Source organism: Photorhabdus noenieputensis (assembly GCF_018448935.1).
GTDB lineage: Bacteria > Pseudomonadota > Gammaproteobacteria > Enterobacterales > Enterobacteriaceae > Photorhabdus > Photorhabdus noenieputensis.
The window spans coordinates 84303-103612 of the sequence record NZ_RCWC01000001.1; the positions used below are offsets into that span (position 1 = coordinate 84303).

The window sequence follows — 19310 nt, forward strand, 5'->3', positions numbered from 1 at the left end:
AGCCTCCAACCGTTGTTAATCATCAATGCGAATCTCTGTGCAGAGATCCCTTACCATCGTGTTATAATTTGCGAAATACGCCTTACAGGTAGCCCATTTAAAAAATTGAGCAGAGACAATGTTTGATAATCTAACCGACAGACTATCGCGCACATTGCGCAATATCAGTGGCCGTGGGCGACTGACCGAAGACAATATTAAAGAGACACTGCGTGAAGTTCGCATGGCTTTACTTGAAGCTGACGTTGCATTGCCTGTAGTGCGTGATTTTATTTCGTGCGTTAAAGAGAGCGCGGTAGGCCACGAGGTTAATAAAAGCCTGACTCCCGGCCAAGAGTTTGTCAAAATTGTTCAGAATGAACTCGTTAAGGCGATGGGGGAAGTTAACAGTGAGCTGAATCTTTCTACTCAGCCTCCTGCCGTTGTATTAATGGCTGGTCTGCAAGGAGCGGGTAAAACGACCAGCGTTGCCAAGCTCGGTAGCTTTCTGAAAGGAAAACAGAAGAAAAAAGTTTTGGTGGTATCTGCTGACGTCTATCGTCCAGCCGCTATCAAACAGCTTGAAACCTTGGCGCAGGCAGTTGGGATTGATTTCTATCCTTCTGATGCTCAGGAAAAACCCGTTGATATCGTGACTCAAGCGGTACAGCACGCCAAATTGAAATTCTATGATGTGCTTTTGGTGGATACGGCGGGTCGTCTGCATGTTGACGAAGCGATGATGGATGAAATCAAGCAGGTTCATAAAGCCATTAATCCAGTAGAAACCCTGTTTGTTGTTGATGCAATGACGGGGCAGGACGCGGCTAATACCGCGAAAGCTTTCAATGAAGCATTGCCGCTGACCGGAGTGGTGTTAACCAAAGTCGATGGTGATGCTCGCGGCGGTGCGGCGCTATCTATTCGTCATATTACTGGTAAGCCGATTAAATTCCTGGGTGTTGGTGAAAAAACGGATGCGTTGGAGCCATTCCATCCAGATCGTATTGCTTCTCGCATCCTTGGAATGGGTGATGTTCTCTCCCTGATTGAAGAGATTGAAAGTAAAGTCGATCGTACCCAGGCTGAAAAGCTGGCTTCTAAATTGAAGAAAGGTGACGGCTTCGATTTAAATGACTTTCTAGATCAGTTAAAGCAGATGCGTAACATGGGGGGAATGGCCAGCATGTTAAGCAAAATGCCGGGGATGTCTCAAATGCCGGACGCAGTAAAATCCCAGATGGACGATAAGATTCTGGTGAAAATGGAAGCGATTATCAATTCCATGACGCGTAAAGAGCGGCAGAAACCGGAAATAATTAAAGGCTCACGTAAGCGTCGTATTGCCAATGGTTCTGGCACTCAGGTTCAAGATGTTAACCGCTTGCTTAAACAATTTGACGAAATGCAGCGCATGATGAAAAAGATGAAAAAAGGCGGCCTGGCAAAAATGATGCGTGGCATGAAAGGCATGATGCCACCCGGATTTATGGGCCGTTAATCGATAAAGTCTCGAAGAATATCCACTTTGGATTGCTTTTTGCGCCAAAGTGAGTAAACTTTTCGGGCTTTTTATCTGACAACCGGACTTTGTTCCTCGATGAAGTCTGGTTGTTTTGTTAACTAATGAGGATGTTATGGTAACAATTCGTTTAGCTCGTGGCGGCGCCAAAAAGCGTCCGTTTTACCAAGTAGTCGTGACCGATAGCCGCAGCCCGCGTGATGGTCGCTTTATCGAGCGTGTTGGCTTCTTCAACCCTATTGCAACAGGGAAAGCAGAAGCACTGCGTTTAGATCTGGACCGTATTGAACATTGGATTGGTCTGGGTGCAACTGTGTCTGATCGTGTTTCTACACTGATCAAAGACGCCAAAAAAGCAGCTTAATCTGTCGCGGTGGTAACTATGAGCAAGCAAACCTGTTTTGAACCGCCTGTAAACCCAATTGTATTGGGAAAACTAGGTTCAACTTACGGTATTCGTGGTTGGCTCAGAGTTTTTTCTTCCACCGAACATGCCGAAGACATTTTTGAGTATCAACCGTGGTTTATTCAACGAGCAGGTCGGTGGCAACACATCGAACTGGAAGCCTGGAAACACCACAATCAGGATATGATCATCAAAATTAAAGGTATTGATGATCTGGATGCTGCGAATTTACTGACTAATTGTGAAATTATTGTAGATTCAAAACAACTACCAGAGCTGGATACGGGTGATTACTACTGGAAAGACTTAATAGGCTGCCAGGTAATCAGCACAGCGGGTTATAACTTGGGGACTGTCAATGACATGATAGAAACCGGTTCTAACGACGTAATGGTAATTAAAGCAAACCTGAAAGATGCATTCGGTATCAAGGAACGGCTAATTCCGTTTCTTGATGGGCAGGTTATCAAGAAAGTCGATCTCGCTACTAAAACTATTGAAGTAGATTGGGATCCTGGTTTTTAAACTCCGGTTATAAGCGGTTGAAATGAGTGGGACGCGATAATGTGGATTGGGGTTATTAGCCTGTTTCCTGAAATGTTCCGCGCAATAACCGATTATGGGGTAACTGGCCGGGCAGTGAAAAATGGCCTGTTAAGTATTGAATGCTGGAATCCACGGGATTTTACCTATGACCGGCATCGTACCGTTGACGATCGACCTTATGGCGGTGGTCCAGGCATGTTGATGATGGTTCAGCCCTTACGGGAAGCCATTCATGCAGCAAAAACTGCGGCAGGCGAAGGTGCAAAAGTGATTTATCTTTCACCTCAGGGACGCAAACTCAACCAACAAGGAGTTTGTGAGCTGGCAACAAATGAAAAACTGATTTTGATTTGTGGCCGCTATGAAGGGATAGATGAGCGGGTGATCCAAACCGAGATTGACGAAGAGTGGTCTATCGGTGATTACGTGCTCAGCGGTGGTGAAATCCCTGCAATGACGATGATTGACTCAGTTTCTCGGTTCATTCCGGGGGTTCTGGGGCGTCAGGCATCAGCGGAGGAGGACTCTTTTGCTGATGGATTGCTGGATTGTCCGCACTATACTCGCCCGGAGGTATTAGATGGTATGGAAGTTCCAGCAGTATTGCTGTCTGGAAATCATGCTGAAATTAATCGCTGGCGGATGAAACAATCGCTTGGCCGGACCTGGCTTAGAAGACCTGAACTTCTGGAAAACCTAGCTCTGACTGACGAGCAAAGGATATTGCTAACAGAGTTCCAACGGGAACATCTAACTGAAGCAACTAATTAATCCAGACATATCCCCGAAGGGAATGTCTCTGATATATCAGTTTACCTAGGGTAAGAGAATTATTATGAGCAACATTATTAAACAACTTGAACAAGAGCAGATGAAGCAAGACGTACCTTCATTCCGTCCGGGTGACACCGTGGAAGTTAAGGTATGGGTCGTAGAAGGTGCTAAGAAACGTCTGCAGGCATTCGAGGGCGTGGTTATCGCTATCCGTAACCGCGGTCTGCACTCTGCATTCACTGTTCGCAAAGTTTCTAACGGCGAAGGTGTTGAGCGTGTATTCCAGACTCACTCCCCAGTCGTAGACAGCATTAACGTTAAACGTCGTGGTGCTGTTCGTAGAGCTAAATTGTACTATCTGCGTCAGCGTTCTGGTAAAGCCGCTCGTATTAAAGAGCGTCTGAACAGTAAATAATACGCTTTCGTTACATCCGAAAGTTATCGTTAAAGAGGTCAGCAATTGCTGGCCTCTTTTTTTTACGCTTAATTTAAAACTGCGTTTTGTCAATTTAAACCGCGTTTTGCGGGCGTGGTCATCAATTTGGTTTTGGCTCTGCTGTATTTTTAATTATTGTAGTGAAAAGTCAGGCCGAATTTTTATGAAGGAGGACTTTCACTCATCGATAAATTATTCGGCAATACATTATTATCAGATCGTAATAATCTTAAAGACAATTATTTCGAGAGTTTTAGAATAATTTTAGACGTGATTAACTGATTATGAGGATTTGCTTTGAAAACTTTTCAAATAGATAACAAAACAATGGCTTACCGAGATGAAGGTGAAGGTTTCCCATTATTACTCGGGCATAGCTATTTGTTTGATTCCACTATGTGGGAGCCTCAGATCGAGGCTTTAAGTAAAAAATACCGGGTGATTGCTCCTGATCTCTGGGGACATGGAAACTCGGGAGAGCTGCCGGAACAGCACAGCACTTTGGCTGATTTAGCTCGGGATTACCTGGCGTTGATGGATCAACTTGGTATTAAAGAATTCGCTATCATTGGTTTATCTGCCGGTGGTATGTGGGGAATTGAGTTGGTGGCTATGGTACCGGACAGAGTTAAAGCACTGGTTTTGATGGATACCTTTGTCGGATTAGAACCGGAGGTGACTCATACAAAATACTTTGCCATGTTGGATACGATAGAGCAGGCTGGTGAAATTCCTCAATCTATTTTGCAACAGTTGATAGTGCCCGCTTTCTTTAGCCAACAACCAGCTCAGAATTTGGTTGATGAATTAACTCAGCGTCTGGTAGCCATTCCTGCGGAAACACTGCGTAATAGTGTTGTTCCGTTAGGTAGAATAATATTTGGGCGTGAAGATAGAATTCATTTGTTGGAAAAACTGGATATTCCTTCGCTTGTTATTACTGGCGAACAAGATACGCCTCGCCCGCCTCTGGAGGGTTATTTGATGGCTGAAATATTGCACTGTGATCATATTATTATCCAGGGGGCAGGGCATATTTCCACATTGGAGCAACCCTATAAAGTTAATCAGGAATTAATTGCTTTTTTACAGCAAGCTTTGTAACGGATATTTTAATAAAGAGGCCGGATTTTCCGGCCCTAGTATATTAAGTTTAAAAGAGCGATGTAAATTTTTTCATCACAATATAAAACAAGATTATTGATATTATCTGTTTTTAATAATGAAAATAAGGTAAATATATTTTTAACCTAATGATTTTAAATAAAAAATAAAGAATTAACGATCATAAAATATTGTCTCTTGTATTCTGATATTAATCTTATTTTAAGGTAATTATTTCTAATATTTTTCTATATGAAATAGTTTTAATATTATTAATTAGTTCTAGAATAGATTTATCATTGAATTGACTGTTTCTTCATTTTTTGTAAACAATAATTTACAGTGATTTAGATTTGTTTACACTTTTGGATTGTATTCTTTACGACGCATGATATGTTATTAGTCAAATGCATAAAAACAAATGAGTACAGAATGATAATTTGAGGAGAAAATCGACATGTTCATGCAAAGAGATGCACTTAATAACATTCACATCAGTGGTGAGCAAATTCTCATCACTCCGAAAGAATTAAAGCAACAATACCGACTGAGTGATGATGATCTGCATGCGATTGCAAACGCACGTAAAACGATTGCTGACATTATTCAGCTCCGTGATCCCCGTTTGCTGGTAGTGTGTGGTCCTTGTTCTATTCATGACGTAGATGCGGCTTTGGATTATGCTCACCGTTTGGCTGCTCTTTCTGCTGAATTGAGTGATAGCTTGTACATCGTCATGCGTGTCTATTTTGAAAAACCTCGTACAACAGTGGGTTGGAAAGGTCTGATTAATGATCCATTCATGGATGGTTCATTTGACGTGGAAGCTGGTCTGCATATTGCCCGCCGCTTACTACTCAATTTGGTTAAAATGGGATTACCTCTTGCAACAGAGGCTTTAGATCCGAATAGCCCACAATATTTGGGGGATTTATTCAGTTGGTCCGCAATTGGCGCGAGAACCACAGAATCTCAGACACATCGGGAAATGGCTTCCGGTTTATCTATGCCTGTTGGTTTCAAAAATGGGACTGATGGTAGCTTGAGCACGGCAATTAATGCGATGTGTGCAGCCGCTATGCCACACCGTTTTATGGGAATAAATCAGTCGGGGCAGGTGTGTTTATTACAAACGCAGGGGAACCCGAATGGACATATTATCTTACGTGGCGGTAAGACCCCTAATTACAGCGCCCAACATGTAATGGAATGTGAACAGCAAATGATGAAGTCTGGATTATTACCATCCTTGATGATTGATTGTAGTCATGGTAACTCTAATAAGGATTTTCGTCGCCAAAGTGTGGTTGTGGATTCTGTTGTGGATCAGATTATTTCAGGGAATCGATCTATTACTGGCATTATGTTGGAAAGCAACATTAATGAGGGTAACCAATCTTCTGAACAACCGCGTAGTGAAATGAAATATGGTGTATCGGTTACTGACGCATGTATTAGTTGGCAGACGACAGAGGCAATTCTAAGAAAATTACATCAGCAAATTAGCATGCAATTGTCACAAAGAATGACAGTACTGAAAAAGGCGGGATAATAAATATGGCGGCTGAATTATCTCAATTGCGGGATAAGATTGATGAAGTGGATAAAGCTTTGCTAGGTTTGTTAGCAAAGCGTCTGGAATTGGTTGCAGAGATTGGTGAGGTAAAAAGTCAGAATGGGTTATCAATTTATGCGCCTGACAGAGAAATGGCGATGCTTGCTTCACGTCGGCAGGAGGCTGAAGAGTTTGGTGTTCCGCCGGATTTAATTGAAGATATTCTGCGCCGTATTATGCGTGAGTCCTACACCAGTGAAAATAACAAAGGGTTTAAAACACTTTGCCCTCAATTAGGGCCGATAGTCATTGTTGGTGGTTTAGGCAAAATGGGGAAATTGTTTGGCCGCTTGTTAACATTGTCTGGTTATGAAGTCAGAAATCTGGGACCACAAGATTGGCCTAACGCGGAGCAGATTCTGGCGGGAGTGGGTATGGTGATTATCAGTGTACCGATTCATTTGACGGAAGAGGTTATTCGCCGTTTACCGCCATTACCTGACCATTGCATTTTGGTGGACTTGGCGTCCGTTAAACAGCAGCCATTACAAGCTATGCTTGAAGTGCATAAAGGCCCAGTGTTGGGATTACACCCTATGTTTGGGCCGGATGTCGGTAGTTTGGTAAAACAAGTTGTTGTTTACTGTGACGGACGTCAAGAGGAAGCTTATCAATGGTTTTTAGAACAGTTATTGATTTGGGGGGCTTGCTTGCATCAGATGAACCCTGAACAGCATGATAAAAACATGAGCTTTATTCAGGCGTTGCGCCATTTCACGACATTTGCTTATGGGCAACATCTCGCACAGGAAGGTGCTGATTTACAACAACTGCTATCAATATCTTCACCTATTTACCGTCTGGAATTGATCATGGTTGGTCGGTTATTTGCGCAAGATCCTCAGCTCTATGCGGATATTATTATGTCATCACCAGAGAATATTGATCTTATACGCCGTTATCATCAAAGTTTTGGACAAGCGCTAGAGATATTGGAAAGCCAGGACAAACGGGCTTTTGTCAGCAGTTTTGAAGATGTTAGTGAATGGTTTGGTGATTATGCGCCTCATTTTATGCGGGAGAGCAGGGTATTGCTTCAACAAGCGAATGATAGTCGCCAATAGTTATACCCTAATGGATTTTAAGATGCATAGGGTATATTTGTTTTATCATTATTTTTGGAGTTGCATTTTATATATCTATTCTTTTCTTTAGAAAAGAATAGATATATTTTATATTATGTTTTTAGTTTTCACTTTATTATTTGTAATAACTGATTTAGCATTGTAATATTATATATATGAAATAAAACTGGATTATAATTATCTTTTCTTGCTTTTTAGAGCTGTGTTTTATGCATGTGTATGGAGTTCCTTATTTTATTATATCTATTCGAGTTAAAAGAACATTTATAAAGTAATGATTAAAATTAAACTATTTTGCAAGCAATATTCAACAGGAAACAATAATAGGTAAATATTTTGTATCTAATATTTATTCAAAAAATATGAAAATAAAAATTATCATAGCCTTGTGAATTGTCCCAAAAAATTAGACAATTTAAATCACGCGCGTTTATTAGGGTCTGAATCCTGTATTTTTCTGGGCTCAGACTATTTAATTTCTACTTGATTCGTAAGCATGCGAAGAAAAAGGGTAACAATGTTATGGTTAAGAGAATTTGCAGTTCAGTTATTAATAGCATAATGATTTTGGCTGCTAATTATTTTTTTACAATCAAATAAGCGTCTCAATATTATACTGAGATGATCAATGCTGGAAAAGGGGATAATTCAAAGGTTGTATATAATTTGGGGAGTAATTCTGTCGGTAAATAAATATTCATATATTGAAAGGTGTAAAGGTGGTTAATTTATTCCTTATCAGATAGATATGAACTTGGTATAACAATGATATAGGAGAGCTAGGGAAACTGATTTTTATATTAAGATTGTTTTTCAGTTAGCCATGAATTTTATTTTTTATCTGGGGAGTTTAATTCTTTTCAATAAAATTTCTTGCTTTGTTTAAAATTAATAACTTTTGGAGAGTTTATTGATAAAATAGAATGTTGATTCATATATTATTATTGGGGTGATTTATGTTCAGATAGTGGAATAATTAAATCACATTTTTATTGTTATAAATAGTTATAAATTAGGATTGAGAGAATCAATTGATTTAGCAATAAGCTTTTTTCCGCATTTTTGGCAGATATAATGACTTTTTCCTCTCAGAATTTTATTATGGCGTCGTAGGGTTAGTTCATGTTGCTGGCAACTACAGTAATAAGTAAAAGTTTGACTACGTACTGAATCGATTTTAAATTTGTGTGTACGGTTAGCTGGAACGCTCAGTACTTCTTCCATCATCCAACGCCACTGTTTTCCATGTGGAGGCACTTTCCCAAAGTAGCGATAAACCAATAGATGAGCTAATTCGTGAGGCACAACTTCATCAATAAAAGCTTGTTGATTTTCAATCAATAACACGGGATTCAGGCGGATTTCCCAATTTTTTATATAGGCACTGCCTGCGGTAGTTCCCCGCTGGCGGTAGTTTATTGTAGGTTCAGGAAAATCACGGTTGAGATATAAATTTGCCTGTAGCAGTTTTTGCCGCAAAGTGTTCATAACGGCTTGTTGTAAGGAAATTGGAATGCTAGCTGATTTCATGTGTTGAAAATAAATAAATGAGGATTAGTTAATTTTATTAGAAATCCTTGAACAACCGATAATAATATTTTTAAGGACTCTTCAATCGTCAGCTAATGCTAAAAAAAGCCTGGTTCAGTTATCTAAACCGGGCTTTTATATTTTTACATATTCATCGCTGATAATTTCAGACCCGCAGCATCACGCAGTGCTTCTGCTTTATCAGTGGCTTCCCACGGGAACTGTGGACGACCAAAATGACCGTAAGCGGCAGTATCACGATAGATTGGGTGTAATAGATCCAGCATCTGAATCAAACCGTGAGGGCGTAAATCAAAGAATTCACGTACCAGCAGAGTCAGAGTTGCTGTTGAAACTTTTTCAGTGCCGAATGTTTCCACCATGATGGATGTGGGTTCTGCAACGCCGATAGCGTAAGAAACTTGAATTTCACAACGATCCGCCAGACCAGCAGCAACAATATTTTTTGCCACATAGCGTGCAGCATAAGCCGCTGAACGGTCAACTTTGGATGGATCTTTACCGGAGAATGCTCCGCCACCATGACGTGCCATGCCACCGTAAGTATCTACGATAATTTTACGGCCAGTCAGACCACAGTCACCCATTGGGCCACCAATGACAAAACGACCGGTTGGGTTAATGAAATATTTGGTTGTTGGATTTAACCATTCAGCGGGCAGAACCGGTTTGATGATCTCTTCCATGACAGCTTCTTGCAGATCTTTCTGACTAATATTTTCAGCATGCTGTGTGGAAAGTACAACCGCGTCAACGCCGACAATTTTGTCGTTATTGTATTGGAAAGTGACTTGGCTTTTAGCATCGGGGCGTAACCACGGCAGTACACCATTTTTCCGAACTTCAGCTTGACGCTGAACCAAACGGTGCGCATAGGTGATGGGCGCAGGCATGAGTACGTCAGTTTCGTTGGTTGCATAACCAAACATTAGCCCTTGGTCGCCAGCACCTTGTTGCAGGGGATCTTCACGGTCAACACCTTGGTTAATATCCGGTGACTGTTTACCAATGGCACTTAATACTGCACATGAGTTTGCATCAAAACCCATTTCAGAATTAACATAACCAATCTCTCGAACTGTTTGTCGCGTAATTTCTTCAATATCAACCCAAGCGCTGGTAGTAATTTCACCACCAACCATGACCATGCCAGTTTTAACATAGGTTTCACAGGCAACTCGTGCTTTTGGATCTTGTTCCAGAATAGCATCAAGAACGGCATCAGATATTTGGTCTGCAATTTTATCAGGATGCCCTTCGGAAACAGACTCGGAAGTGAAAAGGTATGTGGTCATTATATAACGTTACCTTAAAATATAATTTCAGTTTGGAAATGGATGGATTAACATCTAGATGGCTATTCTAGGGTAATTCTTATCCATGTGCTAGATTTTTTTAGTTCAGCGAGTAATTTTCATCTGGTGAATGAATAATTTCTTAGTTTATATGCCAGTTTTGTGCAATTTCATTTTGCAATTTTATGTGATTGCGAGTATAAACAGCGGCCGTAGTTGAACTATTTGTGCTACAGACTCGCAGAAAGCTAAATAGCTTCTGTTTCTCAATCGAGAAAATGGCTCCTTAAATATGAGTCATGTGTGGGGGTGAATGGGGTAATGAACCATTATCTGCTGATTGCTAATGGCCAACAGCCACACTTGTCGTCGGATGTATCCGCGTCTTTTTCCTTTCTTTTCAATATGTCTTTAATTCGATGTTATCTGTTGTCTGCAAACAGGCCGGATATGTCGGACAGGCGTATTGTCACTCGGTAATTTTGTCATTGTTTAGTAGTAACTAAACGCTTTTTACAACCTGAGAGCATGCTGTTCCCTGATATTTCTCAACGCGCGAGATTATAGCGTTTTGGGGTATTTATTAATTACAGGCGAAGGCGAAAAACTCTAACTCCCTTAAGGAGACTGCCATGAATGATAATATCGCTCGTAAAATGCAACAGACTTACAATATTGCATATTGGGGAGGGAGTTACTACTACGTCAATGATCTTGGCAATGTTAGTGTGTGTCCAAATCCTGATTTGCCAAGGGCAAGGATTGATCTTGCGGAATTGGTGAAAAGAGTTCAACAGGAGCAGAAACATTTGCGCTTGCCAGCGCTATTTTGTTTCCCTCAGATCCTGCAACATCGTTTGCGTTCAATCAACGCGGCATTTAAACGTGCTAGAGAGTCATATGGTTATAAAGGCGATTACTTTTTAGTTTATCCCATTAAAGTTAACCAACAACGCCGGGTTATTGAATCACTGGCCAGTTCCGGCGAACCTTTAGGGCTTGAGGCTGGCTCCAAAGCAGAGCTAATGGCGGTGTTAGCGCATGCGGGTATGACTCGTACCGTTATCGTGTGTAATGGATATAAAGATCGTGAATATATTCGTCTGGCGCTAATAGGTGAAAAGTTAGGCCACAAGGTTTATTTGGTGATCGAAAAAATGTCTGAGATTGCCCAAGTATTGGAAGAAGCTGAACGATTGAATGTGATCCCGCGTTTGGGAGTCCGTGCACGTTTGGCATCTCAGGGGTCAGGTAAATGGCAGGCCAGTGGCGGTGAAAAATCGAAGTTTGGGCTGGCGGCAACTCAGGTATTGCAATTGGTCGAGACTTTGCGCGCAGTGGATCGACTTGATAGCCTGCAATTGTTGCATTTTCACCTTGGCTCACAGTTGGCAAATATCCGTGATATCGCAACAGGCGTCCGTGAGTCAGCGCGTTTTTATGTCGAGTTACATAAACTCGGGGTAAATATTCAATGTTTTGATGTTGGTGGTGGACTGGGTGTCGATTATGAAGGGACCCGTTCTCAATCTGATTGTTCTGTGAATTATGGGTTGAATGAATATGCCAACAATGTTATTTGGGGGATTGGTGATGCTTGTGATGAACATGGTTTACCCCATCCGACTGTTATCACAGAATCCGGTCGTGCCCTGACGGCTCATCATACTGTCTTGGTCTCCAATGTTATTGGGGTTGAGCGTAATGAGTTTACGCAGACGACGCCACCGGCAGAGGATGCTTCCCGTCCGCTCACCAGTTTGTGGGAAACATGGCAGGAGATGCATTCAGAAGGAAATAGACGCTCTTTACGTGAATCGTTGCATGATGGTCAGCTTGATCTACATGATGTTCATACACAATATGCTCATGGCATGTTGGATTTGACGGAACGAGCATGGGCGGAAGAGTTATATCTGAATATTTGTCGCCGTATTCAACAGGATCTTGATCCAAGCAACCGTGCTCACCGGCCAATTATTGATGAGCTGCAAGAGCGTATGGCAGACAAATTCTATGTGAATTTTTCACTGTTTCAGTCTATGCCTGATGCATGGGGTATCGACCAGTTGTTTCCTGTGTTACCCATTGAGGGGCTGGATAAGCCGTTGGATCGCCGTGCGGTATTGTTAGATATCACCTGTGATTCCGATGGTATTATTGATCATTATGTGGATGGTGATGGTGTAGCCGCGACAATGCCGATGCCCGCTTATGATCCTGATTGCCCGCCAATGATTGGTTTTTTTATGGTGGGAGCATATCAGGAAATTCTTGGCAATATGCATAACCTGTTTGGCGATACAGCGGCTATTGATGTTTATGTATTCGATAATGGCGAAGTGACCTATAACCAAAGTGAAGAGGGGGATTCAGTCGCGGATATGCTGCAATATGTGAAACTGGACCCTAACGTACTGATGGCTCGCTTCCGTGATCAAGTAAAAGGCGCGGATTTAGATACGAGTTTGCAAGAGCAATTCTTGCTGGAATTTGAAAGTGGTCTTTATGGCTACACATATCTGGAAGATGAATAATTTTCTGGTGTTAATTAAGCCTCCTGTATACAGATAACGTTATTTATATAAACCAGAATGCTGAGATGCAGAGAAATGGGGTTATTCCAGAAATACCCCATTTCGTCATGGCATAGGTATTCTGGCATTAAATAGCTTTGTTCTGTCGGGAAACTTTTGAGGATATATCTCATGACAATAAGTACCTTGGGCAACCAACAAGATGACTCTCTGGTTTCTAATGCCTTCGGTTTCCTGCGCTTTCCGCTGAATTTCCAGCCATATTCCAGCGATGCAGAGTGGGTAATTACTGGCGTGCCATTTGACATGGCAACATCGGGCCGTGCAGGTAGTCGCCACGGGCCTGCGGCCATTCGTCAGGTTTCTACTAACTTGGCATGGGAAAGCAGCCGCTGGCCGTGGGATTTTAAATTACGCAATTGTCTTAAAGTTGTAGATTGTGGTGATGTGGTCTTCAACTTTGGTGATGCTCAGGATATGAGTGATAAATTACAAGCTCATGCTGAAAAAGTGCTGGCTTCCGGTAAGCGTATGCTCACTTTTGGTGGTGACCACTTTATTACTTTGCCTTTGTTACGCGCTCATGCCAAACACTTCGGCAAAATGGCTCTGGTTCATTTTGATGCTCATGCTGATACCTATCCAAACGGTAGCCAATTTGATCACGGTACCATGTTCTATCATGCGCCAATTGAAGGGTTAATCGATCCACATCATTCAGTACAAATTGGTATTCGTACTGAACATGGACGGGACAATGGTTTTACGGTACTGGATGCTGATCAGGTTAATGACCGTAGTGTGGATGATTTGCTTGCTCAGATAAAAGAGACGGTTGGTGATATGCCGGTTTATCTGACTTTCGATATCGATTGTCTTGATCCCGCTTTTGCACCAGGTACGGGTACCCCCGTCATTGGTGGTTTGACAACGGATCGGGCACTGAAATTACTGCGTGGTTTGCAACCACTAAATATTGTCGGTATGGATGTGGTGGAAGTTGCTCCAGCTTATGATCAGTCTGAAATTACGGCTCTGGCAGGTGCGACTATTGCACTGGAGATGCTTTATTTACAGGCGGCTAAGAAGCGTTAAGTAGTACATAGTTTTATATAGTCTTAGGGGATAGTGAAATAAGCTCGTATTGAGTTGTGGCGCTATCCCCTTCAAACTCGGCAATTATTTGGGTTGGTGTAACCTTTATATGTTTTTTGGTACCTTTATCATGTTTCACTTGCTACCTTCAAACATGAGCTGAATTTCCCGATCTGCATCAAAAAAATCTTCTCCTATGGTAATAAGATCTTCGAATCCTCCAGGAACTCTATCTGGTTGGGCTATTGGTACAATCTGGACATAAGGCTTGCCAGCTTTGGCTATGATGATAACTTCACCACTGACAGCTTTGTCAGCTAGTTGGCTTAAGTTACTTTTAACTTCACGTATATTTGTTTGGATAGTCATAATAAAAAGCTCTCATATTTGGCTAGATTAGCTAGGTACAATAAAAAATGCCGGAATAACCGGCAATTTTTTTGCGACATAAAGTTGAGATGCCGCAGTACTGAACTGGGCATCTATGACGTACTTTTCAAATCAAAGAATGATATTTTTTAGCGTTATTTAGCGCTATTTCTAATTTCTTTTCTTTTTCCCGCGCATGAGATTCAGTGTTTCTACTGCCATTGAGAAGAACATAGCAAAATAGATGTAACCTTTAGGTACATGCACTTGTACGCTTTCCAGAATAAGGGTAAAGCCTACAAGGATTAGGAATGACAGCGCCAGCATTTTGACGGAAGGGTGACGGTCAACGAATTCGCCGATAGGACGAGCGGCTAGCATCATAACACCGACGGCTATGATAACGGCTGCCATCATAATGAATAGGTGATCGGACAGACCAACAGCGGTAATGACTGAATCTAGGCTGAAAATAATGTCCAGCAACATAATCTGGATGATAGCCCCCAGGAAGGAGTGAATAGGGCGTTTTAGCTCTCCTTCATTGTCACCTTCGATCGCTTCGTGGATTTCTTTGCTGGCTTTCCAGATCAGGAACAGACCGCCAAAGAATAGGATTAGGTCACGGGCAGAAATATCATGTTCAAAAATTGTCAATATCGGGTAGGTTAGCCGAATAACCCAGGCAATAGATGCTAACAGCGCCAGGCGCATTAGCATTGCACCCATTAGTCCGATCTTACGTGCTCTATTTTGTTGATGGTTAGGGAGTTTTGCCACAACAAGTGACAAAAAGATAATGTTATCAATCCCTAAAACGATTTCTAGAATTGTCAGGGTGGCAAGTGCCATCCAAGCTTGGGGATCAACAATCCATTCTAACATTGCTTATTAAAACCTTAAGGTAAAAAGCTAATTATACGCGTGATTAGATGCAAGGTAAGTATGCCAATGTAAAAATCAATCAGAGCTCAACGTTAAATTAAGAAATGACGGGCCAGTAGAGGAGCAGTGAAATTTTTTCTCAGATAGAACCCGCGAGGCAGAGTCATAATAGGTTGGCCGTGTATTCCAATTGCTTCGGTTAATGCTTTGCTGTTAGCCGCTTTTGGGCGTAACTGTAATACTTCGCCATGACGGGCGGTAACGCTCTCTACTTTGCCAAGCACGATAAAATCCATCAATTCTTCCCAGTCGCGACGCAGTAACTCTTCCTCCTGTTGATTGGGACTCCACAATAAAGGGGAACCCACTCGGCGTTTGGCTAGAGGAATTTCCCGTTCACCTTCAACAGGTATCCACAGCACCCGCGATAATTTGCGCCTGACATGGCAACTTGCCCAGGTAATGCCGCTGTTGCCTGTTAATGGTGCAACGCAGACAAATGTTGTCTCCAGTGGATAACCTTTTCTGTCTACAGGGATGGTTTTAAGCTCAATACCGATATGTTCGAAATCTTGTTCTGGCTTACTGCCGGCACTCGCACCGAGATAATATTCTAGCAACATGCCTACCCAGCCTTTATCTCGTTTCAGATTGGGTGGAATAGGTAAATTTGCTTTTGCCGCGAGTTCTCCCATTGATAAGCCAGCCAGAAGTTGGGCGCATTCAAACAATTGTTGCTCATTGTCTGGTGGCGGTGGAGGGGAAAAAAGAGTGTTCATTTGGGATATCCGTTTTTTAGGTCAAAAAACAGCCTTAGTTTCTGTGAGTAATAAATCTGAGGTTCATACAATAGCTAAAAAGTGATAATAGCATGATATACAAACATTTTTTATTGCTGTTTCAAATATTGTAAAATTGACTGCCGTTCTTGTTCACCTATTGCCGGTAATAATGAACAGGATCTTACACCATGTTATCCACAGTTTTATGGGATAAGTAGACAAAAATGAGATCACTGGTTTGATTTACAGGTTTGACTCACACTTTTTTCTACAAAAACCGCTGTTTTTTGCTTAACTAAAAAGCATAACCTGTGGATAACATGATCTTTGGTTGTTTTTTGTTCTTATCAACTAACGTTGTCCGTTATAGCTGTGATTGGCATTAGAAATAGCGAGGTAAATAGCCGCTATTTCAATGAAAAATAAATACTATTTCATTTTTTGTCTATAGATTGATAATTCATAATATAAAGCTATACCTGAATTACCCCTGCCTTTTTCACATAGATATCCACAGAAAAAGTGAATAAAAGCGAGTTTGTACACCTGTGTATGTTCATAACTCTGGCCTTTTCTGTGAATTACCCTTCATATGGGTTGAACCAAGCAGATTTGAAATCAAACCAACCAAAGGTGTTCATTTTGACTCCTCGCATACTTCTCTGTCCCTGTAACTCAAGCCAATGGTGGAACAGTGGATGCAGCCAATGTTCATCAACTATTTTTTCGCACCACTCTTCAAGCGATAATTCTTGTTGTCGCCATTGTGATACCTCTTTACTTAAGTTATCACCAAGGCACTTTTTCAATAATGGCATTTCGTACAGCGTAGCAAACAGCGAAAACTCCAGAGGATTATAAAAATTGGCGGTAGCAAGCCAGAGGTCACTTTCAGTGTTACCGTTGAACCATGTGTCATAATCCACAATGTTGATTTTCAATGCGACGCCGCATTTGGCCAGTATGGCTTGCAGGATCTGGCTGATTGTGTGGTATTCGTGATGTTGATGACAAAGCGTGACGGTCAGACGGGTAATATCCTCTGGTTTGTTCAATTCGGATATCAGCTTACTGTGATGCCAGCGTAGTAATAAACCATAAGCGGGTGACCAATGGCGTTGATAAAAGGGGTCACAATGTGCTAGCAGATTGATCGGTGTTAGCAGGCTGCATAGCCATTGGCGAACGTCTTCTCTCTTACATTGAGTTGAACGGTGGTCATGTAGTAGGAAATAACAGCCTTCTTCTATCCTGCTATCTAACGAGTTATTATCCGTGCTGTCACTTTCCAGATGCAGAGTTGTACAAACCAGTTTCTCGGCTAATTCTGGTAGAAACCATATATTCACCTGATCAATCAGCGCCCGAAAGCCAAAGTAATTATCAAAGGCCCGAATTTGTAGTTTCTGAGCACTGTTTTTTATTACCTGGTAAGGACCGGTTCCCACTGGCATACGAGAGAAGTTCGGTAACTTTTGCCACTCTTGAGGTAAGATCATGGCATGTGGACTGCCGATTAATAAAGGGAGCCAGAGATCGGGTTCTGAAAGAAAAATATCAATCACATAGGGTGTGGGCGTGGTGACTTTTTCAATATGAGAAAAAAGAGGCAGGTTGCGTAATCTTTGTAGCGAAGCGATGACATCCGCCATCTGTAATTCTCTGCCGTGGTGAAAATGGATAGCCGGACGTAGATAAAAGCGCCAATGATTTGAGGATAATTGTTGCCAATGATGAGCTAAGTCAGCTTCTGGTTCCCCATTTTCCTCATTTATGCGGGTTAGGCTATTAAATATCTGCCTGACCAGATGGATTTCAGAACGGCGTAACGGTGAACCGGGTAGAAGATTAGGAAAGGGGCGATAGTAGAGTATCCGCAGTAAGTTTTTTCCCTGACGAAAACGGCGTTCAATCTGGGATAGTACCATATGACGGACTGTATCTTTATCACCAACCAGTTGGACTAGCTTCTCAACGTTATGTTGCTCAAGCAACTCTTCAGCCCGTTGTTGCTGGAGTTCCCATCCATCACGCAAGAAATTCAGTTGAGAACGTTTCCCCCGACCGGATTCTGCCTGCCACTGTAACCAGCCCGCTTTCTGCATATTGTTGAGCAGTGAACGGATATGACGTTTTGAACAATGCAGTACATTTGCCAGCTCTTGTAACGTTGTTTCAGCCTCTTTTCCTTGATGGTGTTGCCATAATCGAATGAATTGTTGTTGTAAGCGTGAACTGGGCATAAAAGAGGAACTCCAGAGTATTTTTCATCAATTTTTATTTCCTTATATTGAGACGATAATTATCCATATTGAAAGTAGCTCAATAGGCCAGACGAAATCTGGCTTCTCCCCCAATTTTCTTGAGTAATGGTGATTTGCCAGCCAGTAAGGAAACTTACTGGCTTTTTTTCTTATTGTACATTGTGTACTCTCCGCATCTTTTTTACATGTTAGTTTTACATACCAGTTTTACATATCAGTTTAAAGCGAGTAATCATCTGGCATTGGTGGTGATTTGTCCAGCTATTATCACTATTTTATCTATTAATTTCTTTTAAATGTGATATGGAGTGATTAAATATTAGTTAAAGCGCTGTATGTGGCTGGAAGATGACTGTTTGCATGAGTATGGAGTGGTGGGGCTGTTCTTGCCTTTGACAACGATAGAAAAATCCCGTAGCAGAAAACTACGGGATAGGTCAATAAAGGAAAAATTAACGCAGGAAAACCGGTTGTTCCTGCTCGTAGGCTGTTATAGCGTCCAGATATTGTAATGTCAGGCCGATACTGTCCAGACCATTCATCATACAGTGACGCCGGAAGCTATCGATTTCAAAAGCATAGCTTTTATTGCCAGCGTGAACTTTTTGTTGTTCTAGATCGACAGTAAAACGACAAGCTTTGTTTTGCTGAACCAACTCAAATAGTTGATTGACATCTTTATCGTTCAGTTTTACTGGCAGTAATTGGTTGTTGAAAGCATTACCGTAGAAAATATCCGCAAAACTTGGGGCGATAACCACTTTAAAACCATAATCCGTTAGTGCCCAAGGTGCATGTTCACGGGAGGAACCGCAACCAAAGTTTTCACGAGCCAGAAGGATACTGGCACCTTGATAACAAGGCTGATTTAATATGAATTCAGGATTAGGTTTTTGTCCTGCATCATCAAGAAAACGCCAATCATGAAACAGATGCTGACCAAATCCTGTACGAGTGACTTTCTGCAAGAATTGTTTGGGAATAATGGCATCAGTATCGACGTTTGCAGCATCTAAAGGAGCTACCAAGCCGGTATGTTGAATAAGCTTTTCCATCATTCTCTCC

General features: G+C 41.7%; 17 protein-coding genes. 10 read left to right on the forward strand and 7 right to left on the reverse strand.

The window, feature by feature from the left end; translation table 11 throughout:
• Positions 1–118 precede the first annotated feature (118 nt).
• The 8 genes from ffh (at position 119) to tyrA (ending at position 7446) form a co-directional block, all read left to right on the forward strand.
• Positions 119–1480: a signal recognition particle protein gene (gene ffh / locus EAE91_RS00430; RefSeq protein WP_214086785.1), complete on the forward strand. Its 1362-nt coding sequence runs from the start codon at positions 119–121 to the stop codon at positions 1478–1480.
• A 136-nt stretch (positions 1481–1616) separates the two neighbouring features.
• Complete coding sequence (gene rpsP, locus EAE91_RS00435; RefSeq protein WP_036814097.1) at positions 1617–1865, forward strand: 30S ribosomal protein S16; 249 nt, start codon at positions 1617–1619, stop codon at positions 1863–1865.
• 18 nt (positions 1866–1883) lie between these two features.
• Positions 1884–2432, forward strand: coding sequence for a ribosome maturation factor RimM (gene rimM / locus EAE91_RS00440; protein WP_214086786.1), 549 nt, complete (start codon positions 1884–1886; stop codon positions 2430–2432).
• Between the two features lie 39 nt (positions 2433–2471).
• Entirely contained in the window at positions 2472–3224 is a 753-nt protein-coding gene (gene trmD / locus EAE91_RS00445) for a tRNA (guanosine(37)-N1)-methyltransferase TrmD (protein WP_214086787.1), read from the forward strand.
• 64 nt (positions 3225–3288) lie between these two features.
• Positions 3289–3642, forward strand: coding sequence for a 50S ribosomal protein L19 (gene rplS, locus EAE91_RS00450; protein ID WP_036782329.1), 354 nt, complete (start codon positions 3289–3291; stop codon positions 3640–3642).
• A gap of 318 nt (positions 3643–3960) precedes the next feature.
• Positions 3961–4767: an alpha/beta fold hydrolase gene (locus EAE91_RS00455; RefSeq protein ID WP_244868580.1), complete on the forward strand. Its 807-nt coding sequence runs from the start codon at positions 3961–3963 to the stop codon at positions 4765–4767.
• 457 nt (positions 4768–5224) lie between these two features.
• Positions 5225–6319 (forward strand): 3-deoxy-7-phosphoheptulonate synthase, encoded by a 1095-nt coding sequence (locus tag EAE91_RS00460; RefSeq protein ID WP_280520259.1) that lies wholly within the window; start codon positions 5225–5227, stop codon positions 6317–6319.
• A 5-nt stretch (positions 6320–6324) separates the two neighbouring features.
• Complete coding sequence (tyrA, locus tag EAE91_RS00465; protein WP_214086788.1) at positions 6325–7446, forward strand: bifunctional chorismate mutase/prephenate dehydrogenase; 1122 nt, start codon at positions 6325–6327, stop codon at positions 7444–7446.
• A 1026-nt stretch (positions 7447–8472) separates the two neighbouring features.
• Here the strand turns inward: tyrA and EAE91_RS00470 are convergent.
• Together EAE91_RS00470 and metK are read right to left on the reverse strand one after the other, a co-directional pair.
• On the reverse strand, positions 8473–8997 hold the full coding sequence (locus EAE91_RS00470; protein ID WP_214086789.1) for a SprT family zinc-dependent metalloprotease: 525 nt from the start codon (positions 8995–8997) through the stop codon (positions 8473–8475).
• 143 nt (positions 8998–9140) lie between these two features.
• Positions 9141–10313 (reverse strand): methionine adenosyltransferase, encoded by a 1173-nt coding sequence (gene metK, locus EAE91_RS00475; protein ID WP_011147846.1) that lies wholly within the window; start codon positions 10311–10313, stop codon positions 9141–9143.
• A gap of 632 nt (positions 10314–10945) precedes the next feature.
• On the opposite strand from metK, the gene speA reads away from it, so the two are divergent.
• Positions 10946–12850, forward strand: a complete 1905-nt coding sequence (speA, locus tag EAE91_RS00480; RefSeq protein ID WP_214086790.1) for a biosynthetic arginine decarboxylase — start codon at positions 10946–10948, stop codon at positions 12848–12850.
• 171 nt (positions 12851–13021) lie between these two features.
• On the forward strand, positions 13022–13945 hold the full coding sequence (gene speB / locus EAE91_RS00485; RefSeq protein WP_214086791.1) for an agmatinase: 924 nt from the start codon (positions 13022–13024) through the stop codon (positions 13943–13945).
• Between the two features lie 135 nt (positions 13946–14080).
• Here the strand turns inward: speB and EAE91_RS00490 are convergent, their stop codons facing one another.
• The 5 genes from EAE91_RS00490 to leuD form a co-directional block, all read right to left on the reverse strand.
• Positions 14081–14314: a type II toxin-antitoxin system Phd/YefM family antitoxin gene (locus EAE91_RS00490; protein ID WP_214086792.1), complete on the reverse strand. Its 234-nt coding sequence runs from the start codon at positions 14312–14314 to the stop codon at positions 14081–14083.
• Between the two features lie 171 nt (positions 14315–14485).
• Positions 14486–15199, reverse strand: coding sequence for a TerC family protein (locus EAE91_RS00495; RefSeq protein WP_214086793.1), 714 nt, complete (start codon positions 15197–15199; stop codon positions 14486–14488).
• A gap of 92 nt (positions 15200–15291) precedes the next feature.
• The gene (gene mutH, locus EAE91_RS00500) at positions 15292–15978 is read right to left on the reverse strand and encodes a DNA mismatch repair endonuclease MutH (RefSeq protein WP_214086794.1); all 687 of its coding nucleotides are present in this window, start codon (positions 15976–15978) and stop codon (positions 15292–15294) included.
• 584 nt (positions 15979–16562) lie between these two features.
• Positions 16563–18224 carry an HTH-type transcriptional regulator SgrR gene (gene sgrR, locus EAE91_RS00505; RefSeq protein ID WP_214086795.1) on the reverse strand — a complete coding sequence of 554 codons (1662 nt, stop codon included), beginning with the start codon at positions 18222–18224 and terminating at the stop codon, positions 16563–16565.
• A 473-nt stretch (positions 18225–18697) separates the two neighbouring features.
• Positions 18698–19303, reverse strand: coding sequence for a 3-isopropylmalate dehydratase small subunit (gene leuD / locus EAE91_RS00510; RefSeq protein WP_214086796.1), 606 nt, complete (start codon positions 19301–19303; stop codon positions 18698–18700).
• Between the last annotated feature and the right edge of the window lie 7 nt (positions 19304–19310).